The following is a 16,334-nucleotide window of genomic DNA, read 5'->3' on the forward strand; positions in this document are numbered from 1 at the left end:
TGCCGCCATCCTCAATCGCTTCACGCGCTTGGGCACGCCCACGACCGTAGCGGTGACCATGCCGTAAATCCGTCTGGGGTTTGGGGTACTACGCGCTCAATTGATTTATGCAACAAAGCCCCTCACCGCCAAGAAAACGACGGACAACTTCAACCAACAATAGGCAGGCGAAACCAATGAGGAGCCAGCCAGATAATTGCGCCGCACGCTTCTTGATTGTGCTGGATCTACCGACCGCGTACAGACTGACGCCATAGACTGCAGCGTCACCCAGGTTGTCAAGGCCAGCGCCAACCACGGCAGTTGAAGATGCCCATATTCCGACAGTCACCCCGGCCAAACACTGGCCCAGATTGATTAGCAAGACCTTCCATAAAATGCCACGATCACGCTCGTTGGAACCGTCCAGACCTGATTCGTCATCGCTGTCCTTGCCAATATCCGACATCGGATCTCCAAAAGATTGCAGGAAGAACGCGCCCAGCGCTTTTCTCTACCGGACGCGCTTGGATGAACACAGAATACGTCAGTTACCAAAGCGAGCGCGCACATATCAAACACGAGCCAGGTAAGAAGCTTGGATTAGGGTTGCCGAGCACTTGCAGTAAACTGCCATGACAACGCACGCATGGAGCGCGTCTGGCGACGCCTGAAGGGCGGATTGATCCATCGCCAGTGGTATGCGACCAGGGCCGACGCTGAACCGGCAATTACGAAATACATCAAGATCTTCTGGAACCACCAGCGGCGCCATTCGCGTCTCGGCTATCTATCGCCAGCATTGTTTGCCGAAAAGATCAGCAGATGGCAGCTGGCTGCTTGAAACGGACGTGTCCACTATTGACAGTACAGCTCACTTGACCAGGGCAGGAATTGCACGCACATAGACCAGTTCACTGCCCAGTTCGACCAGGGTTTGTGTGATCACAGCCGCCGCCGCAATTCCACGCAAATCGTCGGGTAACGCGAGCGCGAGCGGCAGCACTACCAGAGAATTGCGCGTCGACGCGCTGAAGGTCACGGCGCGAGCCGCTGCTACCGGCAGTTTGAACATGCGCGACGTGAAAGCTCCTACCAGTGGGGCAAGCACCATGAAGCCAATATAAACCGGAATGACCGGCACCAATTGTTCGATCTCCCTGATGATCGCTCCGATCTGCGAACCGATGACGACCACCAGCACTGCGGCCATGGCTGGGACCGGGAGCCAGGCCCATCCGATATTCCATTTCTCGACGATGGACGATCGCTTCGCGAGTCCGGCAGTAGCCACCGCAAGCAACAGCGGAGCCACGATCAGCAGCAGGAATGCGTCGACAAACGGCGCGACAGCGATGACGACGCCAGATTCGCCGCCAGTTATTACGCTGAGGTAGATGGGCAGTAGGAGCAGCTGAAGCAGGAGCAGGATTGGCGTGGCAGCCAGGGTCAGGCGCGAATCGCCTTTCCCGAGATGAGTGAATACGACGACGTAGTCAATACATGGCGTCAGCAGAACCAGGAGAGCGCCGATTAACAGCGCAGGACGATCGCTCAGTCCACGCGTCAAGACCCATACCAGAAGCGGTATCAGCACAAAATTGGCGACCAAAACTGCAGATATGAACGCTCGATTACCCAACCCCTTCCTTAGCTCGAGAAAGGGAATCTGCAGAAACATCGCATACATCAGGACCGCAATGGCAGGTGTCACCAACAGATCAAGCCTGGCCGCAGCATCAGGCGCAAGGATCCCCCCGAGCACGGCCAAGGCGGCACTTACAACATAGACTGGAATCTGATTCCGTTCCAGGCTTTCGCGGTTCAAGTTGTTTCCCTCTCGGCGATAAGGTGATGATTACCCGGCAGGCATCAGCCGCGACGCCTGCTGCGAGCCATTCAATAACTATTTGCGGACCTTCATCAGATTGAAGCCGAAGCCAAGACCAGCCGCCAAGAGCAGGGCCAGTTGCGCCGCATAAGTCTCTATCGTCGGGTAGAGGCCGAGGACCGGCATCCGCGGTCCCGTGACCGGTGTGGCCGTCAGCCATCCGGCTTCCTGCAGCCCTGCGATTCCTTTTCCGACCAGGACAACTGCCAGGGCGGCCACCAGCACGGAGCTGAACGAGAAGAATTTACCGATCGGCATGCGTGCGCTGGTACGCAGGAAAATGACAGCAATTATCGACAGCAGGACCAGGCCTGTAACGAATCCTGCCAACAGCGCAGGGCCGTTGCCGTCGGCGCCGAGCGCCGAGTAAAACAAAACCGTTTCAAAGACTTCCCGGTATACCGCGATGAATGCCAGGGCAAATAACGCCCATGCGGAGCGTTTTTCCATCGCCGCTGTCAAATGCTGCTTCAGGTAGGCTTGCCATTGTCCGGCCTGGCCTTTCTGGTGCATCCATAGCCCGACCGACAGCAGCACCGCGGCGGCGAAGAGCGACGAGAGGCCTTCGGTCACTTCACGGCTTGCACCACTGATGCTGACCACATAGGTGGCCACTACCCATGTCAAGGCGCCTGCCGCCAGCGCCGAGATCCAGCCGGCGTGCACGTAGTGCAAGGCCTGTGGACGCTCCGCTTTGCGGAGGAACGCAACCATCGCAATCACGATCAACAGGGCTTCGACACCTTCGCGCAGGAGAATAGTCAACGCGCCCACGAACACCGTCGTCGCGTCGGTCTTGTTCGCGCCGGTAAGCTCCTCGACACGTACGAAATACGCGTCGAGTTGAGAGGCGTATTCGGTCGCACGCAACACATTGCCTTGTGCAACCGCGCCCCGGTATAGCTGCATGGTTCGCTCCACGTCCACCAGGAGCTGGCGGTCCGTCGCGTCGAGCCTCGCCTCGAGCGGCTCGAAGCCGTCCAAGTAAGCCGATAAAGCAAGCTCGGTGGCCTTCGCCCGCTGCTTATTCTTCAAGGCATCCAGGCTGTCCTGCAGCAGTTTGCGCGCAAGGACGATGCCCTTGCGTTCCTGCTGCTCCTGTACGGCCTCGGGGTGGGTGCGTGCGTAGGCCAGGACCGCCCGCGCGGTCGACGGTGAGCCAGCCTTCGCCAGTTCTTCTTCGGTCGCCGTCACGAGCGTGTTCATGTCGGGAATCGTGGCGGCCGCGGAGGTGTTCTGTGCAAACGCAGACGCTCCGACTGCGACGTCCGTGTCCTTGAACGCCAGGCTGCCGACATAGAACGCCAGAGACCAGCGGTCATGCTCGGACAAGCCTGCAAAGGCCGGCATCGATGTGCCCTCGACACCCTGGCTGATGACCTGATATAGGGCCATGAGAGAGCGGGAGCGGGCTCTTTCCTCATCGGTAAATGCGATTGGTTTAGGTTCGAGCTTGGCCGCGAGTGGCCCATCGCCGGCGCCGGCCGCTCCATGGCATGAAGCGCATTGCGCTTGGTACAGCGCCGCACCGCTGGCCAGATCGGGCAAGGCGCGCGGCGCAACAGGGAAGGGGTAGGCCTGCAGCAGCAAACGGTTTGCCTCTCGCGCAAGCAGGGAAACCTGTTGCGGCGCTTCCTTGCGCTTGACCGCCTGCTTCAGCTTGGTGGTGGCAGCTGCCAGTTCTGCATGCAAAGGATGCGGAGGCAATGCCGTCACCTGGTTCTGTGCGCGCGTCGAGAACTCCTGCATTTCGCCGTATTCGAGTTCGCTGACAATCGCTCCGTTCTGGACCGCGCCGGCGTAATCGACGGCGACATAATCGAGCAACTGCCAGAGCTGGCGGACTTCTGCTTCCGATGATGTGGGACTAGCGTGTGTCGTACCGATCACGCAGCAGCAGAACATTACGAAGGCGATTAGCCGACGCCAAATGGGGTACGTCATATCGGGATACTTGTCTTCAGGTTCGAGAACCTGATATTAAACACCTTCAAGCTACTTGAAGGTCAAGCGCATTGTTCCGGCTGTTCGCTGGTTCAGCAATGCAGTGATGGCGCGGAAAGTCCAGGGCTAGTCAATGGCGCCCAGGCCTTACTGGCTCGTCGCAAACGTCCGCAGCGCCGAGCGCCTGCAGGATTTCACATGGATTTGTGCTGTCGGTGGCGATGCAACGGCTCCTGAGGTCTCTGAGCTGCGCTTCTAGTACTGACAGGTTTGCTATACGGTCGACGATGTGCCCGATGTGCTTGTCGAGCAACGCGTTGACGCTCTCGCAATTTTTTCCGGGCGCCTCGCGAAAATCGAGCAGCGTCCGGATCTCATCGAGTGTAATGTCCAAGGCGCGGCAATGCCGAATGAACAGCAAGCGCTCAGCGTGAAGCTCGTTATAAGCTCGATAATTGTTTGCCGACCTTTCAGGCGGAGCGAGCAATCCGATGCGCTCATAGTAGCGGATGGTTTCAACCAAGCAGCCTGACCGGTCTGCCAATTCGCCAATCTTCAAGAAAAATCCCGGTACGTTAACTTAGTGCTTGACCCCGTACCCGCTACAGGGTGTTCAATGTGAACTATACACAGTTCTCGAGGAGTCGTCATGTCGGAATGCCAGACGAAATCATGTTGCGAAAAATCTGCACCGATCGAGACCGCGGGTGCCTCATCTGCAGCCTTGGACCATTCTCTTCTCATTCGCATCGACCAGATGGACTGCCCGACAGAAGAGGGACTGCTGCGGCAAGCGCTCGGACGCGTTGCAGGCGTCGGAAAGCTCGAGTTCAATCTTGTCCAGCGCCGCTTGCGGGTGGAGCACAGCCTCGGCGATCCACAGGCGATCCTTGCAGCAGTACGCGCGGTCGGCATGGACCCGGTGATTGAACAGACCGAGGAGCAAAGCGGGTCAGCAGCCGGCACTGTTTTCCGCATCGAGAACATGGATTGCCCCACCGAGGAGACGCTCATCCGTAACAAGCTGTCCGGCATGCCGCAGGTCGAACAGCTCGACTTCAATCTCGTCCAGCGTCGCTTGGTCGTCAGGCATAGTGGGCCGGCAATGGCGATCCTGGATGCACTGACGTCCATCGGTATGCAGGCGGTGCTCGTTGCAGCTGGGCAAGGACGAGCCGCTGCGGGCCCATCGGTCTCCCGAAAGCGGCAGTATTCAGTCCTTGCCCTGGGCTTGGCCGCAGCAGTCGGTGCCGAGGTCGTCGCATGGACGACGGGCGATGAAAACTGGTGGCCAGTCATCCTGCTATCGCTGCTTGCGATCGCGACGACGGGCTTGGGGGTGTACAAGAAAGGCTGGATTGCGGTCAAGAACCGCAATTTGAATATCAATGCCCTGATGTCAATCGCCGTGACCGGCGCGGTACTGATCGGGCAATGGCCCGAAGCGGCGATGGTCATGGTCCTTTTCGCGCTTGCCGAGATAATCGAGGCCCGCTCGCTCGACCGTGCGAGAAACGCCATCCAGGGCCTGATGGCATTGACACCCGAACGGGTAAGCGTGCGCCTTGACGACGGCAACTGGAGTGAACAGGACGCCACCACGGTCGCGATCGGCGCCCTGGCCCGTGTCGCACCCGGCGAGCGGATCGCCCTGGACGGGGAAGTGACCACTGGCCAGTCGTCAGTCAACCAGGCGCCGATCACGGGCGAGAGCATGCCGGTACCGAAGACGGTCGGCGACAAGGTGTTTGCCGGCACGATCAATGAAACGGGCTCTTTCGAATACCGTGTCACCGCCGGCCACAGCAACTCGACCCTGTCGCGCATCATCCGCGCGGTCGAGGACGCGCAGGGCAGCCGCGCGCCCACGCAGCGTTTCGTCGACCGCTTCTCCAGCATCTACACGCCCATCGTGTTCGCCATTGCGCTCGCCGTCGCCCTGGTGCCGCCGCTCATGCTGGGCGCCGAATGGATGCCATGGATTTATAAGGCGCTTGTCCTGCTGGTGATCGCTTGCCCCTGCGCCCTGGTGATCTCGACCCCGGTCACCGTCGTCAGCGGCCTGGCTGCGGCGGCGCGGGCCGGCATCCTCATCAAAGGCGGCGTCTACCTGGAGCAGGGCGGCAAGCTGCGCTCGCTCGCACTGGACAAGACCGGCACGATCACCCAGGGTAAACCCGAAGTGACGGACGTGTTGCCCCTGCAAGGCGATGCACAGACTCATCTGCAGCTCGCGGCCGCGCTCGCGGACCGTTCCGACCATCCGGTATCGACCGCGGTGAGCCGCCACTGGCAAAACTTGGGCCTGGACCTGCTCCTCGCATCCGTGACCGAGTTCGAGGCCTTGACCGGCCGCGGCACGAAAGGGCGGATCGACGGGAAGTGGTACTACCTCGGCAATCACCGCCTGGTCGAGGAGCTCGGCATCTGCAATACCGCGACGGAAAGTGTCCTGGCGACACTGGAGGGTGAAGGAAAGACCGCGGTTGTCCTCTGCGATGAGACGTCGCCACTGCTGGTTATCGGGGTGGCCGATACCATTCGTGAAACCAGTCGCGAAGCGGTGGCCCAGCTTCATGGGCTGGGAATCCGGACGGTCATGCTCACCGGCGACAATGCGGTGACGGCCAAAGCGATCGCACGGCAGGTTGGCATCGATGACGCCCGCGGGAACATGCTGCCCGAGGATAAGCTCTCTGCCATCAATGACGAGGTGGCGCAATTCGGTACCGTCGGCATGGTAGGGGATGGCATCAACGATGCCCCGGCGCTGGCCAAGGCCGATATCGGGTTTGCGATGGGCGCAGCGGGCACCGACACCGCCATCGAAACAGCCGACGTCGCGCTGATGGATGATGATTTGCGCAAGATCCCGCAGTTCATTCGCCTGAGCAGGCAGGCAGCCGCCATCCTCAAGCAGAACATCGTTGCAGCCTTGCTGATCAAGGCCGTGTTCCTGGTGCTCGCTATCGCAGGATCAGCCACCTTGTGGATGGCCGTGTTCGCGGACATGGGCGCCAGCCTGCTGGTTATCTTTAATGGCATGCGTCTGCTTCGCGTACGTCTGCATGGCAGCAACGTGTAACCGCACCGATGCTATACTCGCGACCATGATGCGCCGTTTTCTCACTTGCATGCTGATGATGCTCGCATTCCAGTTTACCTGGAGTGCGATCAGCGCCTATTGCATGCATGAGACTGGACGAGCCGCACAGCACCTTGGACATCATCAGCATAAGACCGGCGCTCACGATCAGGTGGCGGCCGCCGATGACGGTAAGCCTGCGTCGACGAAGAAGATCGCGCAGCACTCGCATTGTTCTTCGTGCGCGCACGCAGTGCTCGCTCCCGCAGCCGTTCAAAATGCCCCCTACCTGACGATGGCGCACTTCGCGCCGGTTGGTCCAAACGTCAGTTACGTTTCAGTCACTCAAGTCCCTCCCGAACGCCCCCAGTGGCCCGCCGCCGTGTAATTCCGGCGGCTATACCTTCTTTTACCAGGTAATCCCCGAGCCTTCCGACCGTGTGCCAACGCACTCGGCCGGTGTGCTCGCTGTCGCCGGATAGCTTTCGATTCGTTAACTTCGGAGTTATCTATGCAATCCAGATCGTTGATCATGGGCGCGCTGTTGCTGTTTTCACAGTCGACGTCCCTTTACGCGCAAACGGAAATTTTGCGCGATCCAAACAGTCCGCCGCTCGCCGGGAATACGTCGCTACTGCCGCTGACCCTGCAGCAGGCGTTGCAGGCTGCGTACGCAGGCAACCCAGGCTTACGAGCCGCATCACAGGCGATCGGCATTGCCGAGGGTGGGAGGCTTCAGGCAGGCGTCATACCCAATCCTGAGCTGGCTCTATCCACCGAAGGAACCGACCGTCGGTCCAGGGTCGAGACCGCCCAGATTACCCAGCTCATCGAGCTCGGCGGCAAACGAAGCGCCCGCATCGCGGTCGCCGAACAAGAGCGTCTACTCGCCGTCCAAGCAGTGAACGTGCGACGAGCGATGTTGCGTGCCGACGTTATTGCGGCCTATTTGGAGGCCTTGACAGCGCAAGAGCGGGTCGGTCTGGCCGAGGCGGCCATTGAGGTCGCAAGCCGGGCGACGAATGCCGCGAGTCGGCGCGTCGCTGCCGGCAAGATATCGCCAGTCGAACAAACCCGTGCGAGTGTTGCAGAGTCGGCCGTGCGTCTTGACCTCACCCAAGCAACAGCCGACCTGAAGTCAGCCAAACGCAAGTTAGCGATACTGATGGGCAGCTCGCGAGCGATTGCCCAGCCACTCCAGATGCCAGCCGTCGAGTTCGCTGCCGTACCGACGATGAACGAGCTCGAGCAGCGGCTAACCATGTCGCCGCAACTGCGTCAGGCCGAAGCGCAAGTCAAACGGCAGGATGCTTTGGTCGGCATGGAACGTTCGGCGCGGGTACCAGATGTGACGGTGACCGTGGGTAGCCAGCGGGATCGTGAACGCAGCGGGAGCGAAGCCGTCTTTGGTATCTCCGTACCGCTGCCACTTTTCAATCGCAACCAGGGGAACATGCTCTCAGCACTTAGACGAGCCGACCAGGCTCGCGACGAATTAGGCGCCGAGCAGCTTCGGGTGTATGAGGAAATCGCGGACGCTCACCAGCGTGCAGAGGTCGCTCAGCTTCAGATCGACAGCCTCAAGTCCGAGATGCTGCCAGCGGCGCAGCAAGCCTATGACGCTGCCGTGACTGGTTTTGAACTCGGAAAATTCGGGTTTCTCGACGTTCTTGACACCCAGCGCGCATTAATTCAGGCACGCAGCTTGTATCTGCGCGCTCTGTCCGATCGGTATCGAGCAGCAACTGATATCGAACGAATCGCACCGGCTACTAATGCCGAGAGCACCACCATCTTCAAGGAACACCTGCAATGACGCCCCTGCAAAATCATCGTAAGAAAAATCTGCCAATCATTGCCGCAATCGTGGCCGTCGGTGTCGTGCTGGCCCTGGCCATCCTGTTCTGGAACAAGGGAAGCGCTGAAGGTAGCGCCGGCGAAGATGCCCATGGCCATGCCGAGAGCGGTCAGAAGGAGGGCGCAAAAGAAGCCGGTGGAGCAGGCGACGAACGCGCCGAGGATGAGCACAAGGACGAAGGAGTGGTCAAGCTGCCGGTCATGCAGGCAGAAAAGGCCGGAATTACGACCGCCGTTGCCGGTGCGGCCACGATCGAGAACATTGTCAAACTGCCTGGCGAAGTCCGTGTCAACGACGATCTGACAGCTCACGTAGTGCCGCGCCTGGGCGGCGTCGCCGAATCAGTGCCGGCGCAGCTGGGGCAAACGGTCAAGAAGGGCCAGGTGCTAGCCGTCATTTCAAGCCCGGAGCTGGCTGACCTGCGTAGCGCCGCGAGCGCGGCACAGGTAAGGCTCGGCCTGGCCAAAACCATCTATGAGCGGGAAAAGAAACTGTGGGAGGACCGTATCTCTGCCCAGCAGGACTTTCAGCAGGCCGAACAGGCACTTCGCGAGGCCGAGCTTACCTTGCAGGCAGCGCGCTCGAAATTGGCAGCTCTTGAAGTGGGCTCCGGAGGCGGCGCATTGAACCGGTACGAGTTGCGTGCGCCGTTCGACGCTGTCGTCGTTGAAAAGCACATCACGCGGGGCGAAGCGGTGCAGGAAAACACCAATGTTTTCGTACTAACCGACCTCTCGCGCGTCTGGGTCGATGTCGCAGTCACACCGAAAGACTTGGCAAGCGTGCGCAGCGGCGCAACGGCGGTTGTCAGTGCCACCGGCTCTGATATGAAAGCCGTTGGGAAGGTAAGTTATGTCGGCTCACTAGTCGGGGCACAGTCCCGCGCCGCCACAGCGCGCGTCGTGATCGACAACCCAGGCGGCGCGTGGCGCCCTGGCCTGTTCGTGGACGTCGCACTGGTGCAAGGGACTAAACAGGCTGCTGTGGCGATTCCGGCCGATGCTATCCAGACGGTGGAAGACAAGCCAGTAGTGTTTGTAGTGACGGAAGGGGGCTTTCGCACGCAGCCGATCGTGGCCGGCATTAGTGACGGCAAAGGGGTGGAAATCCTGAAGGGCCTGGCAGCAGGAACGCGCTACGTTAATCGCGGCAGCTTCGTGCTCAAGGCCGAACTTGGCAAGGGCAGCGCCGAGCACGACCACTAATAGGGGATTTCCATGTTCGAACGCATCATTCGTTTCGCCATCGACAGCCGATGGCTGATCATGGGTCTAGTCCTGGCCATGGCGGCAATTGGCGTCTACAACTATCAGCGTCTGCCGATCGACGCTGTGCCAGATATTACTAACGTGCAGGTTCAGATCAACACCTCGGCACCAGGCTATTCGCCGCTCGAGGTCGAGCAGCGCATTACCTATCCGGTCGAGACCGTGATGGCGGGCCTGCCTGGACTGCAGCAGACTCGCTCATTATCGCGTTACGGGCTGTCGCAGGTCACAGTCGTTTTCCAGGATGGTACTGACATCTACTTCGCGCGCCAGCTGGTCAACCAGCGACTGCAGGAAGCCCGTGAAGGGCTGCCGGAGGGCGCAACGCCCATGATGGGGCCAATTTCCACTGGCTTGGGCGAGATCTACCTCTGGACGGTCGAAACAGAAGCAGGCGCAAAGAAGCCTGACGGGACAGCCTATACGCCAACTGACTTGCGCGAAGTGCAGGACTGGATCATCAAGCCGCAGTTGCGTCAGGTCCCGGGCGTGACCGAAATCAATTCGATCGGTGGCTTCGCTAAGGAATACCACATCACGCCGGATCCGAACCGGCTCAGTTCCTATGGTCTGACCCTGGCCGACGTCGTCACTGCGGTTGAGCGCAATAACGATAACACCGGGGCAGGCTACATCGAGCGCTCGGGCGAACAGCTTCTCATCCGCGCGCCGGGGCAGGTGCGAACCATCGAAGACATCCAAAACACCATCCTGAAAAATACCGATGGCGTCGCGGTTCGGATTCGTGATGTCGCGGACGTCGCCGTCGGCCGCGAACTGCGCACGGGCGCCGCGACCGACAACGGTGCCGAAGTTGTGCTCGGTACCGTATTCATGCTCATCGGCGAAAACAGCCGGCAGGTCTCGCAGCTCGTTGCAGAGAAGATGGTCGAGATCAACAAGACTTTGCCTGCTGGCGTCAAGGCCGTCCCCGTGTATGACCGTACGGTGCTGGTCGACAAGGCGATTTCCACGGTACGTAAGAATTTGCTCGAAGGTGCGATCCTGGTGATCGTGATCTTGTTCCTATTCCTGGGCAATATCCGCGCAGCGATTATTACCGCGATGGTCATTCCACTGTCGATGCTATTCACCTTCACCGGCATGGTGACCTACAAGGTCAGTGCCAACTTGATGAGCTTGGGTGCTCTCGACTTCGGCATCATCATCGATGGCGCGGTCGTGATCGTGGAGAACTGCGTGCGGCGCCTGGCGCACGCGCAAGAACAGACCAAACGTGACCTAACCTTGGAAGAGCGCTTCCGTGAAGTGTTTGCGGCCGCAAAGGAAGCGCGCCGGCCACTGCTGTTCGGGCAGTTGATCATTATGGTTGTGTACCTGCCGATTTTCGCTTTGAGCGGGGTCGAGGGCAAAATGTTCCACCCGATGGCGTTCGCTGTCGTCATAGCTTTGCTTGGCGCGATGATTCTGTCGATCACGTTCGTGCCCGCGGCCGTTGCCCTGTTCATCGGCAAGCGCGTGGCCGAAAAGGAGAACCGCTTAATGACAATGGCGCGTAATGCCTATGCGCCTGCATTGCGCGCTGTCCTGCGTAACGGACCGATCGTGCTGACGGCATCGATTGTCACCGTGGTCCTGTCTGGACTGCTGGCGACACGACTCGGGAGCGAATTTATTCCCAACTTGAATGAGGGCGACATTGCGATCCAGGCGCTACGCATTCCCGCGACCAGCCTCACCCAATCAGTCGATATGCAGAAGAAGCTGGAGGTCGGCCTCAAAGCGAAGTTCCCCGAGATCGAACGGATATTTGCCCGCACCGGTACCGCCGAGATTGCATCCGATCCGATGCCGCAAAACATCTCGGACGGCTACATCATGCTCAAGCCGGAGGCCGACTGGCCGAAACCGAAACGCAGCCACGCCGAACTTGTGGAAGCCATCCAAGAGGAGGCGGAAAAATACACCGGCAATGCCTATGAGTTCTCGCAGCCTATTCAACTGCGTTTCAACGAGCTAATCTCCGGCGTGCGTAGCGACGTCGCAGTCAAGCTGTATGGCGACGACATGGAAGTGCTGGCATCGACCGGTGCTCAGATCGCCGCGGTGCTACAACGCGTGCCGGGCGCAGCTGAAGTTAAGGTAGAGCAGACTACCGGTTTGCCGATGCTGACAGTCAATATTGACCGGGGCAAGGCAGCGCGCTACGGGCTGAACATCACTGATGTGCAGGCCACGATCTCTGCGGCCACAGGTGGACGCGAGGCCGGCACCATGTTCGAAGGCGATCGCCGCTTCGCCATCGTGGTACGGCTACCAGAGGTGCAACGCGCAGACTTGGATGCACTTCGTCGCCTGCCGATCGCAGTGCCACCACCCTCAGGCACAAGCGCTGGAGGCAATGAAGACGTTCCCGCCTTCATTCCCTTAGGTGAACTGGCAACGCTCGATCTAGCACCGGGTCCGAACCAGATCAGCCGCGAAGACGGCAAACGCCGTATCGTGGTCAGTGCCAATGTACGCGGCCGCGATATCGGCAGCTTCGTGCCGGAAGCGGAGGAGGCTCTGGCCAAGGGCGTGAAGATCCCTGCAGGCTATTGGACCACTTGGGGCGGGACATTCGAACAGCTTCAGTCGGCTACCCAGCGCTTGCAGATCGTTGTGCCGCTGGCGTTGTTCCTGGTGTTCATGTTGCTATTTATGATGTTCCGAAACGTCAAAGACGGGCTGTTGGTGTTCACCGGCATCCCGTTTGCCTTGACCGGCGGGATCGCGGCCTTGGCTTTACGAGGCATTCCGCTGTCGATTACCGCTGCGGTCGGCTTCATCGCCTTGTCTGGGGTGGCCGTGCTGAACGGGCTGGTAATGATTTCGTTCATCCGCTCGCTGCGAGAAGACGGCATGTCGCTCGACGAAGCGATCACCCATGGAGCGCTAACGCGTCTGCGGCCGGTCCTTATGACGGCGCTAGTTGCGTCCTTGGGATTTGTGCCAATGGCGATTGCCACTGGCACCGGCGCCGAGGTACAACGCCCGCTGGCGACGGTGGTTATCGGCGGCATCCTGTCGTCCACGGCGCTAACGTTGTTGGTACTGCCTCTTCTATATCGACTGGCGCATCGTAAGGATCCAGATGGCCCCCTGCGTGAGACGCGCGTGGTCACCCCCGTCTAAAACCCGCGTGAAGCTGTGTATCCGGCGGTGTGAACAGCACACCGCCTCTTGAGGGGCGAGTCAGCGGTATGTGCCGGCACTCATGTTTGGCTCGCCCATGCACTTCGTGCGGCCCATCAGGGAGAGGTCGATTATGCGTTTGACACCAAGTGGGATTGAAGTGGTTTTGCCGCATCTTGTGCTGGGAACGAATGTCCTGTCACTGGCGTGGACCGCTTACGGCGCCATATTTTGGGAGAGCTTTTCGCTCGCTGCGAGTGCCCTGTACCAAATTGCCGTCATCATGCTTTATAGCAATAAATGCGAGCGCGCAGTTGGCAAAGAAGAGGAGGCAGGTCGGGACGAAAATATGCGATTCGCCGTTGTCGTCGTTCTGCTAATTCCAAGTCCGTTTATCGCAGGAGGGGCCATACATGCTCTTAACCATGCCTCTAACCTCTTGCCAAGCGATTTGATGCCGCTTGCAATGTGCGCGTTCACGGCCGGCGCATTGCGTGCGCTATACAGTTGTTTATTGTGCGAACAGCACGGTGCGATGTTCGTGATCAAGGCAGCGGTCGCTTTGTTACCCTTTATCGCCCCACTGGTGGCGGTAGGTTTGATTGCAGCAGGGTTCGACAACGTAGATGCCGTAACTGGCATTGCACTGGTGCTGATCCTGCTCTTGGCCGTGCTTGCGCCGCAAGTGGTTCACATCAGGCGGCTTTTCTACTGAGGTAAGGATTGGCCTGTACGCAAATAATTGCGCGCCGCTGCGCGATGCGATGCAAAGACCGGCGGTCGGTCCAGTGCCAACTTAAAAATGTAAGATATTGAGGAGATATCATGGGTTCAGGGCATTCACATTCGCACGCCATTTCACCTACACAGAACGCTCGTCCTCTGTGGATAGCACTAGGGCTGACATCGTCGTTTCTGGTCGCTGAGCTCATTGCCGGGATCATGACGAATAGCCTCGCCTTGATTTCCGATGCGGCGCATATGTTCACAGATGCCGCCGCACTCGCGATATCGCTGGCCGCAATTCACATCGGGCGACGTCAGGCCGACGCAAAGCGTAGCTTTGGGTACTATCGTTTCGAGATCCTGGCAGCAGCCCTCAACGCGATTCTGTTGTTCATGGTGGCCATTTACATTCTTGTTGAGGCCTGGAAGCGGCTGCAGGATCCGCCCGAGATAGCCTCTGGCGCCATGCTCATCGTGGCGGTGCTCGGCCTGGTGATCAACTTGATCAGTATGCGGCTCCTTTCTGCCGGTAAGGATGCTAGCCTGAACGTGAAAGGCGCTTATCTGGAAGTATGGAGCGACATGCTCGGATCGATTGGCGTGATCGTCGGTGCGCTTGTGATTCGCTGGACCGGCGCCACCTGGGTCGATTCGTTGATCGCTGTGGCCATCGGACTGTGGGTGTTGCCGCGCACTTGGATTCTGCTCAAAGCAAGTTTGAACGTCTTGCTCGAAGGTGTACCTGAAGGCATCGATTTAGCTGATGTGAAAACCAAGATTCTTGCAGTGCCAGGCGTTGCAAGCGTCCACGATCTGCACGTGTGGGCCATCACAAGCGGCAAGGTGAGCTTGAGCGTGCACATCGTTTGCGATCCGGGGCATGTGGATCTCGAAGCGTTACTGATCTCGGTCCGTCATGAAATCGCAGATGAATTTCACATCTACCATTCGACAGTGCAAGTCGAGCGCACGCCTTGCGAGCAGGCCACCGAGGTCCATGGCTTCGAGCCATCGGCAAGTCACTGATTTTATAGAGAAGAGCATATGATTGAACATATCAAGAATGGGCTGACCGAAGCGCGGCACGCTCTGGACTTGTTCGTGAACGACGCAACCAAGCTGCAAACCGTGGCTGACGCCGCACAGGTACTGGTGACATCGTTCGGCAAGGGAGGAAGGGCTTTTTCTTGCGGGAATGGCGGTTCAATGTGCGACGCCATGCATTTCGCGGAAGAACTGACAGGACGCTTCCGTCGTGATCGGCCCGGGATCGCCGCAACCGCAATTAGCGACCCAACTCATATCACCTGCGTTGCAAACGACTATGGATACGATCAGGTGTTCGCCCGTTACATCGAGTCCCATGGTCGTCCGGGCGATGTACTGCTCGCGATCAGTACGAGCGGGAAAAGCCCTTCGATTCTGGTCGCGGCCCAGATGGCGCAAAAGCTTGGTATGGTCGTGATCGCTTTGACAGGGACTGCTGGCTCGCCATTGGAGGACTTCTCAGACGTCTGCATCAGCTGCCCGGGCGGTAATTTTGCTGACCGTACTCAAGAGCTACACATCAAGATCATCCATATAATGATCGAGTTGGTCGAGCGCGAACTGTACCCGGCCAATTACTAGCGTAGGCATGGGCGAGTTCCAGGGCCAACGCGAGTGTACAGCGCGTCCCGCTGCCGAGGCGAACGGACGCCTTGAGCATGAGGGGGTCATTGTCCTGGTTAAGAACGTCGGCTAATGCTGCCAAAGCTAAGAATCGCTGTGTCTTTTCTGCCGACGCTACCAATTCGCTCGATGCTTGTCTTCAGTATCGTTGTGCCGCGTGTCGTCCGGTGCGTGCAGATAACCACTAGTGGTGCTGATCGAAGCGTGACCCAGATTGTCTCTGACATGCCGCAAGTCTACGGAGTTGTTCGCCATGTGTGACCCCGCGGTATGCCGCAACCAGTGCGCCGATGCCTGACTGACTCGATGAGCAACATGCACGAATTGTGGTCCCTTGAGCTCGATTCGCTCGGCCGTCATCGCGAAAACAGCCTTGATGATATCGTGGATCCCGCCGCGACTCATCGCCTTAGGCTTCCCGCCGATGGGCAGTAGCAGCGGCGTCGACTCTCCAGGTACAGGCAGCGCAGGGAAGCTTAGTTCACGCCTATATCGGCCGAGTTCGTTCATCAATTCATTGGTCGCCGGCACTAGGCGTACCTTACTTCCTTTGCCGAGGATCTCGAGCCACCACCGTTCGCTGCCATCGCGGTCGCGCCTGCAGAAGAAACTGCCCATATTGTTCTCGGCAATCTCCGAGATGCGTAGACCGCAGTAAGCGTCAAATCAGCACCGTCTAGACACTGAACGGCGCCGGTCGCAAAGTAGTCCCCACTAAATTTTGGCGGGGACTATTTTGGAAAGCGAAGTTGAACATAACAGGCGTCGGCGTAGCAC

Annotated in this window: 12 protein-coding genes and 1 pseudogene; 8 read left to right on the forward strand and 5 right to left on the reverse strand. The window is 59.1% G+C overall.

Going from position 1 to position 16,334, the window contains the following annotated elements; all coding sequences use genetic code 11:
* Positions 1–88: 88 nt before the first annotated feature.
* Positions 89–448 (reverse strand): cation diffusion facilitator family transporter, encoded by a 360-nt coding sequence (locus J3U95_RS27110; protein WP_208281608.1) that lies wholly within the window; start codon positions 446–448, stop codon positions 89–91.
* Between the two features lie 174 nt (positions 449–622).
* On the opposite strand from J3U95_RS27110, the pseudogene J3U95_RS27115 reads away from it, so the two are divergent.
* Positions 623–823, forward strand: a pseudogene (locus tag J3U95_RS27115) (IS3 family transposase); the annotation flags it as partial.
* A gap of 30 nt (positions 824–853) precedes the next feature.
* Here the strand turns inward: J3U95_RS27115 and J3U95_RS27120 are convergent.
* The 3 genes from J3U95_RS27120 to cadR form a co-directional block, all read right to left on the reverse strand.
* Entirely contained in the window at positions 854–1,807 is a 954-nt protein-coding gene (locus tag J3U95_RS27120) for an arsenic resistance protein (protein WP_184236242.1), read from the reverse strand.
* A 78-nt stretch (positions 1,808–1,885) separates the two neighbouring features.
* A complete protein-coding gene (locus J3U95_RS27125; protein ID WP_184236239.1) occupies positions 1,886–3,814 on the reverse strand; it encodes a cytochrome c/FTR1 family iron permease in 1,929 nt (642 codons plus the stop codon).
* Positions 3,815–3,944: 130 nt separating this feature from the next.
* Positions 3,945–4,373: a Cd(II)/Pb(II)-responsive transcriptional regulator gene (gene cadR, locus J3U95_RS27130; RefSeq protein ID WP_208281609.1), complete on the reverse strand. Its 429-nt coding sequence runs from the start codon at positions 4,371–4,373 to the stop codon at positions 3,945–3,947.
* 90 nt (positions 4,374–4,463) lie between these two features.
* Between cadR and J3U95_RS27135 the strand changes: the two genes are divergently transcribed.
* The 7 genes from J3U95_RS27135 to J3U95_RS27165 all read left to right on the forward strand — a co-directional run bounded on the left by J3U95_RS27135 (position 4,464) and on the right by J3U95_RS27165 (position 15,515).
* The gene (locus J3U95_RS27135) at positions 4,464–6,899 is read left to right on the forward strand and encodes a heavy metal translocating P-type ATPase (RefSeq protein ID WP_208281610.1); all 2,436 of its coding nucleotides are present in this window, start codon (positions 4,464–4,466) and stop codon (positions 6,897–6,899) included.
* A 511-nt stretch (positions 6,900–7,410) separates the two neighbouring features.
* Positions 7,411–8,715: a TolC family protein gene (locus J3U95_RS27140; protein ID WP_208281611.1), complete on the forward strand. Its 1,305-nt coding sequence runs from the start codon at positions 7,411–7,413 to the stop codon at positions 8,713–8,715.
* Entirely contained in the window at positions 8,712–9,962 is a 1,251-nt protein-coding gene (locus J3U95_RS27145; protein WP_005670929.1) for an efflux RND transporter periplasmic adaptor subunit, read from the forward strand. The genes J3U95_RS27140 and J3U95_RS27145 overlap by 4 nt, the downstream gene beginning before the upstream one ends.
* Before the next feature lie 12 nt (positions 9,963–9,974).
* The gene (locus J3U95_RS27150) at positions 9,975–13,160 is read left to right on the forward strand and encodes a CusA/CzcA family heavy metal efflux RND transporter (protein ID WP_208281612.1); all 3,186 of its coding nucleotides are present in this window, start codon (positions 9,975–9,977) and stop codon (positions 13,158–13,160) included.
* A 133-nt stretch (positions 13,161–13,293) separates the two neighbouring features.
* On the forward strand, positions 13,294–13,875 hold the full coding sequence (locus J3U95_RS27155) for a hypothetical protein (RefSeq protein ID WP_157225733.1): 582 nt from the start codon (positions 13,294–13,296) through the stop codon (positions 13,873–13,875).
* A 110-nt stretch (positions 13,876–13,985) separates the two neighbouring features.
* On the forward strand, positions 13,986–14,912 hold the full coding sequence (locus tag J3U95_RS27160) for a cation diffusion facilitator family transporter (protein ID WP_005670924.1): 927 nt from the start codon (positions 13,986–13,988) through the stop codon (positions 14,910–14,912).
* Positions 14,913–14,930: 18 nt separating this feature from the next.
* Complete coding sequence (locus tag J3U95_RS27165) at positions 14,931–15,515, forward strand: SIS domain-containing protein (protein ID WP_109343479.1); 585 nt, start codon at positions 14,931–14,933, stop codon at positions 15,513–15,515.
* A 156-nt stretch (positions 15,516–15,671) separates the two neighbouring features.
* Here J3U95_RS27165 and J3U95_RS27170 read toward each other — a convergent pair whose 3' ends face one another.
* A complete protein-coding gene (locus J3U95_RS27170; RefSeq protein ID WP_370662115.1) occupies positions 15,672–16,199 on the reverse strand; it encodes a tyrosine-type recombinase/integrase in 528 nt (175 codons plus the stop codon).
* Positions 16,200–16,334 lie beyond the last annotated feature (135 nt).

Source organism: Massilia oculi, assembly GCF_017582745.1.
Classification (GTDB): domain Bacteria; phylum Pseudomonadota; class Gammaproteobacteria; order Burkholderiales; family Burkholderiaceae_D; genus Telluria; species Telluria oculi_A.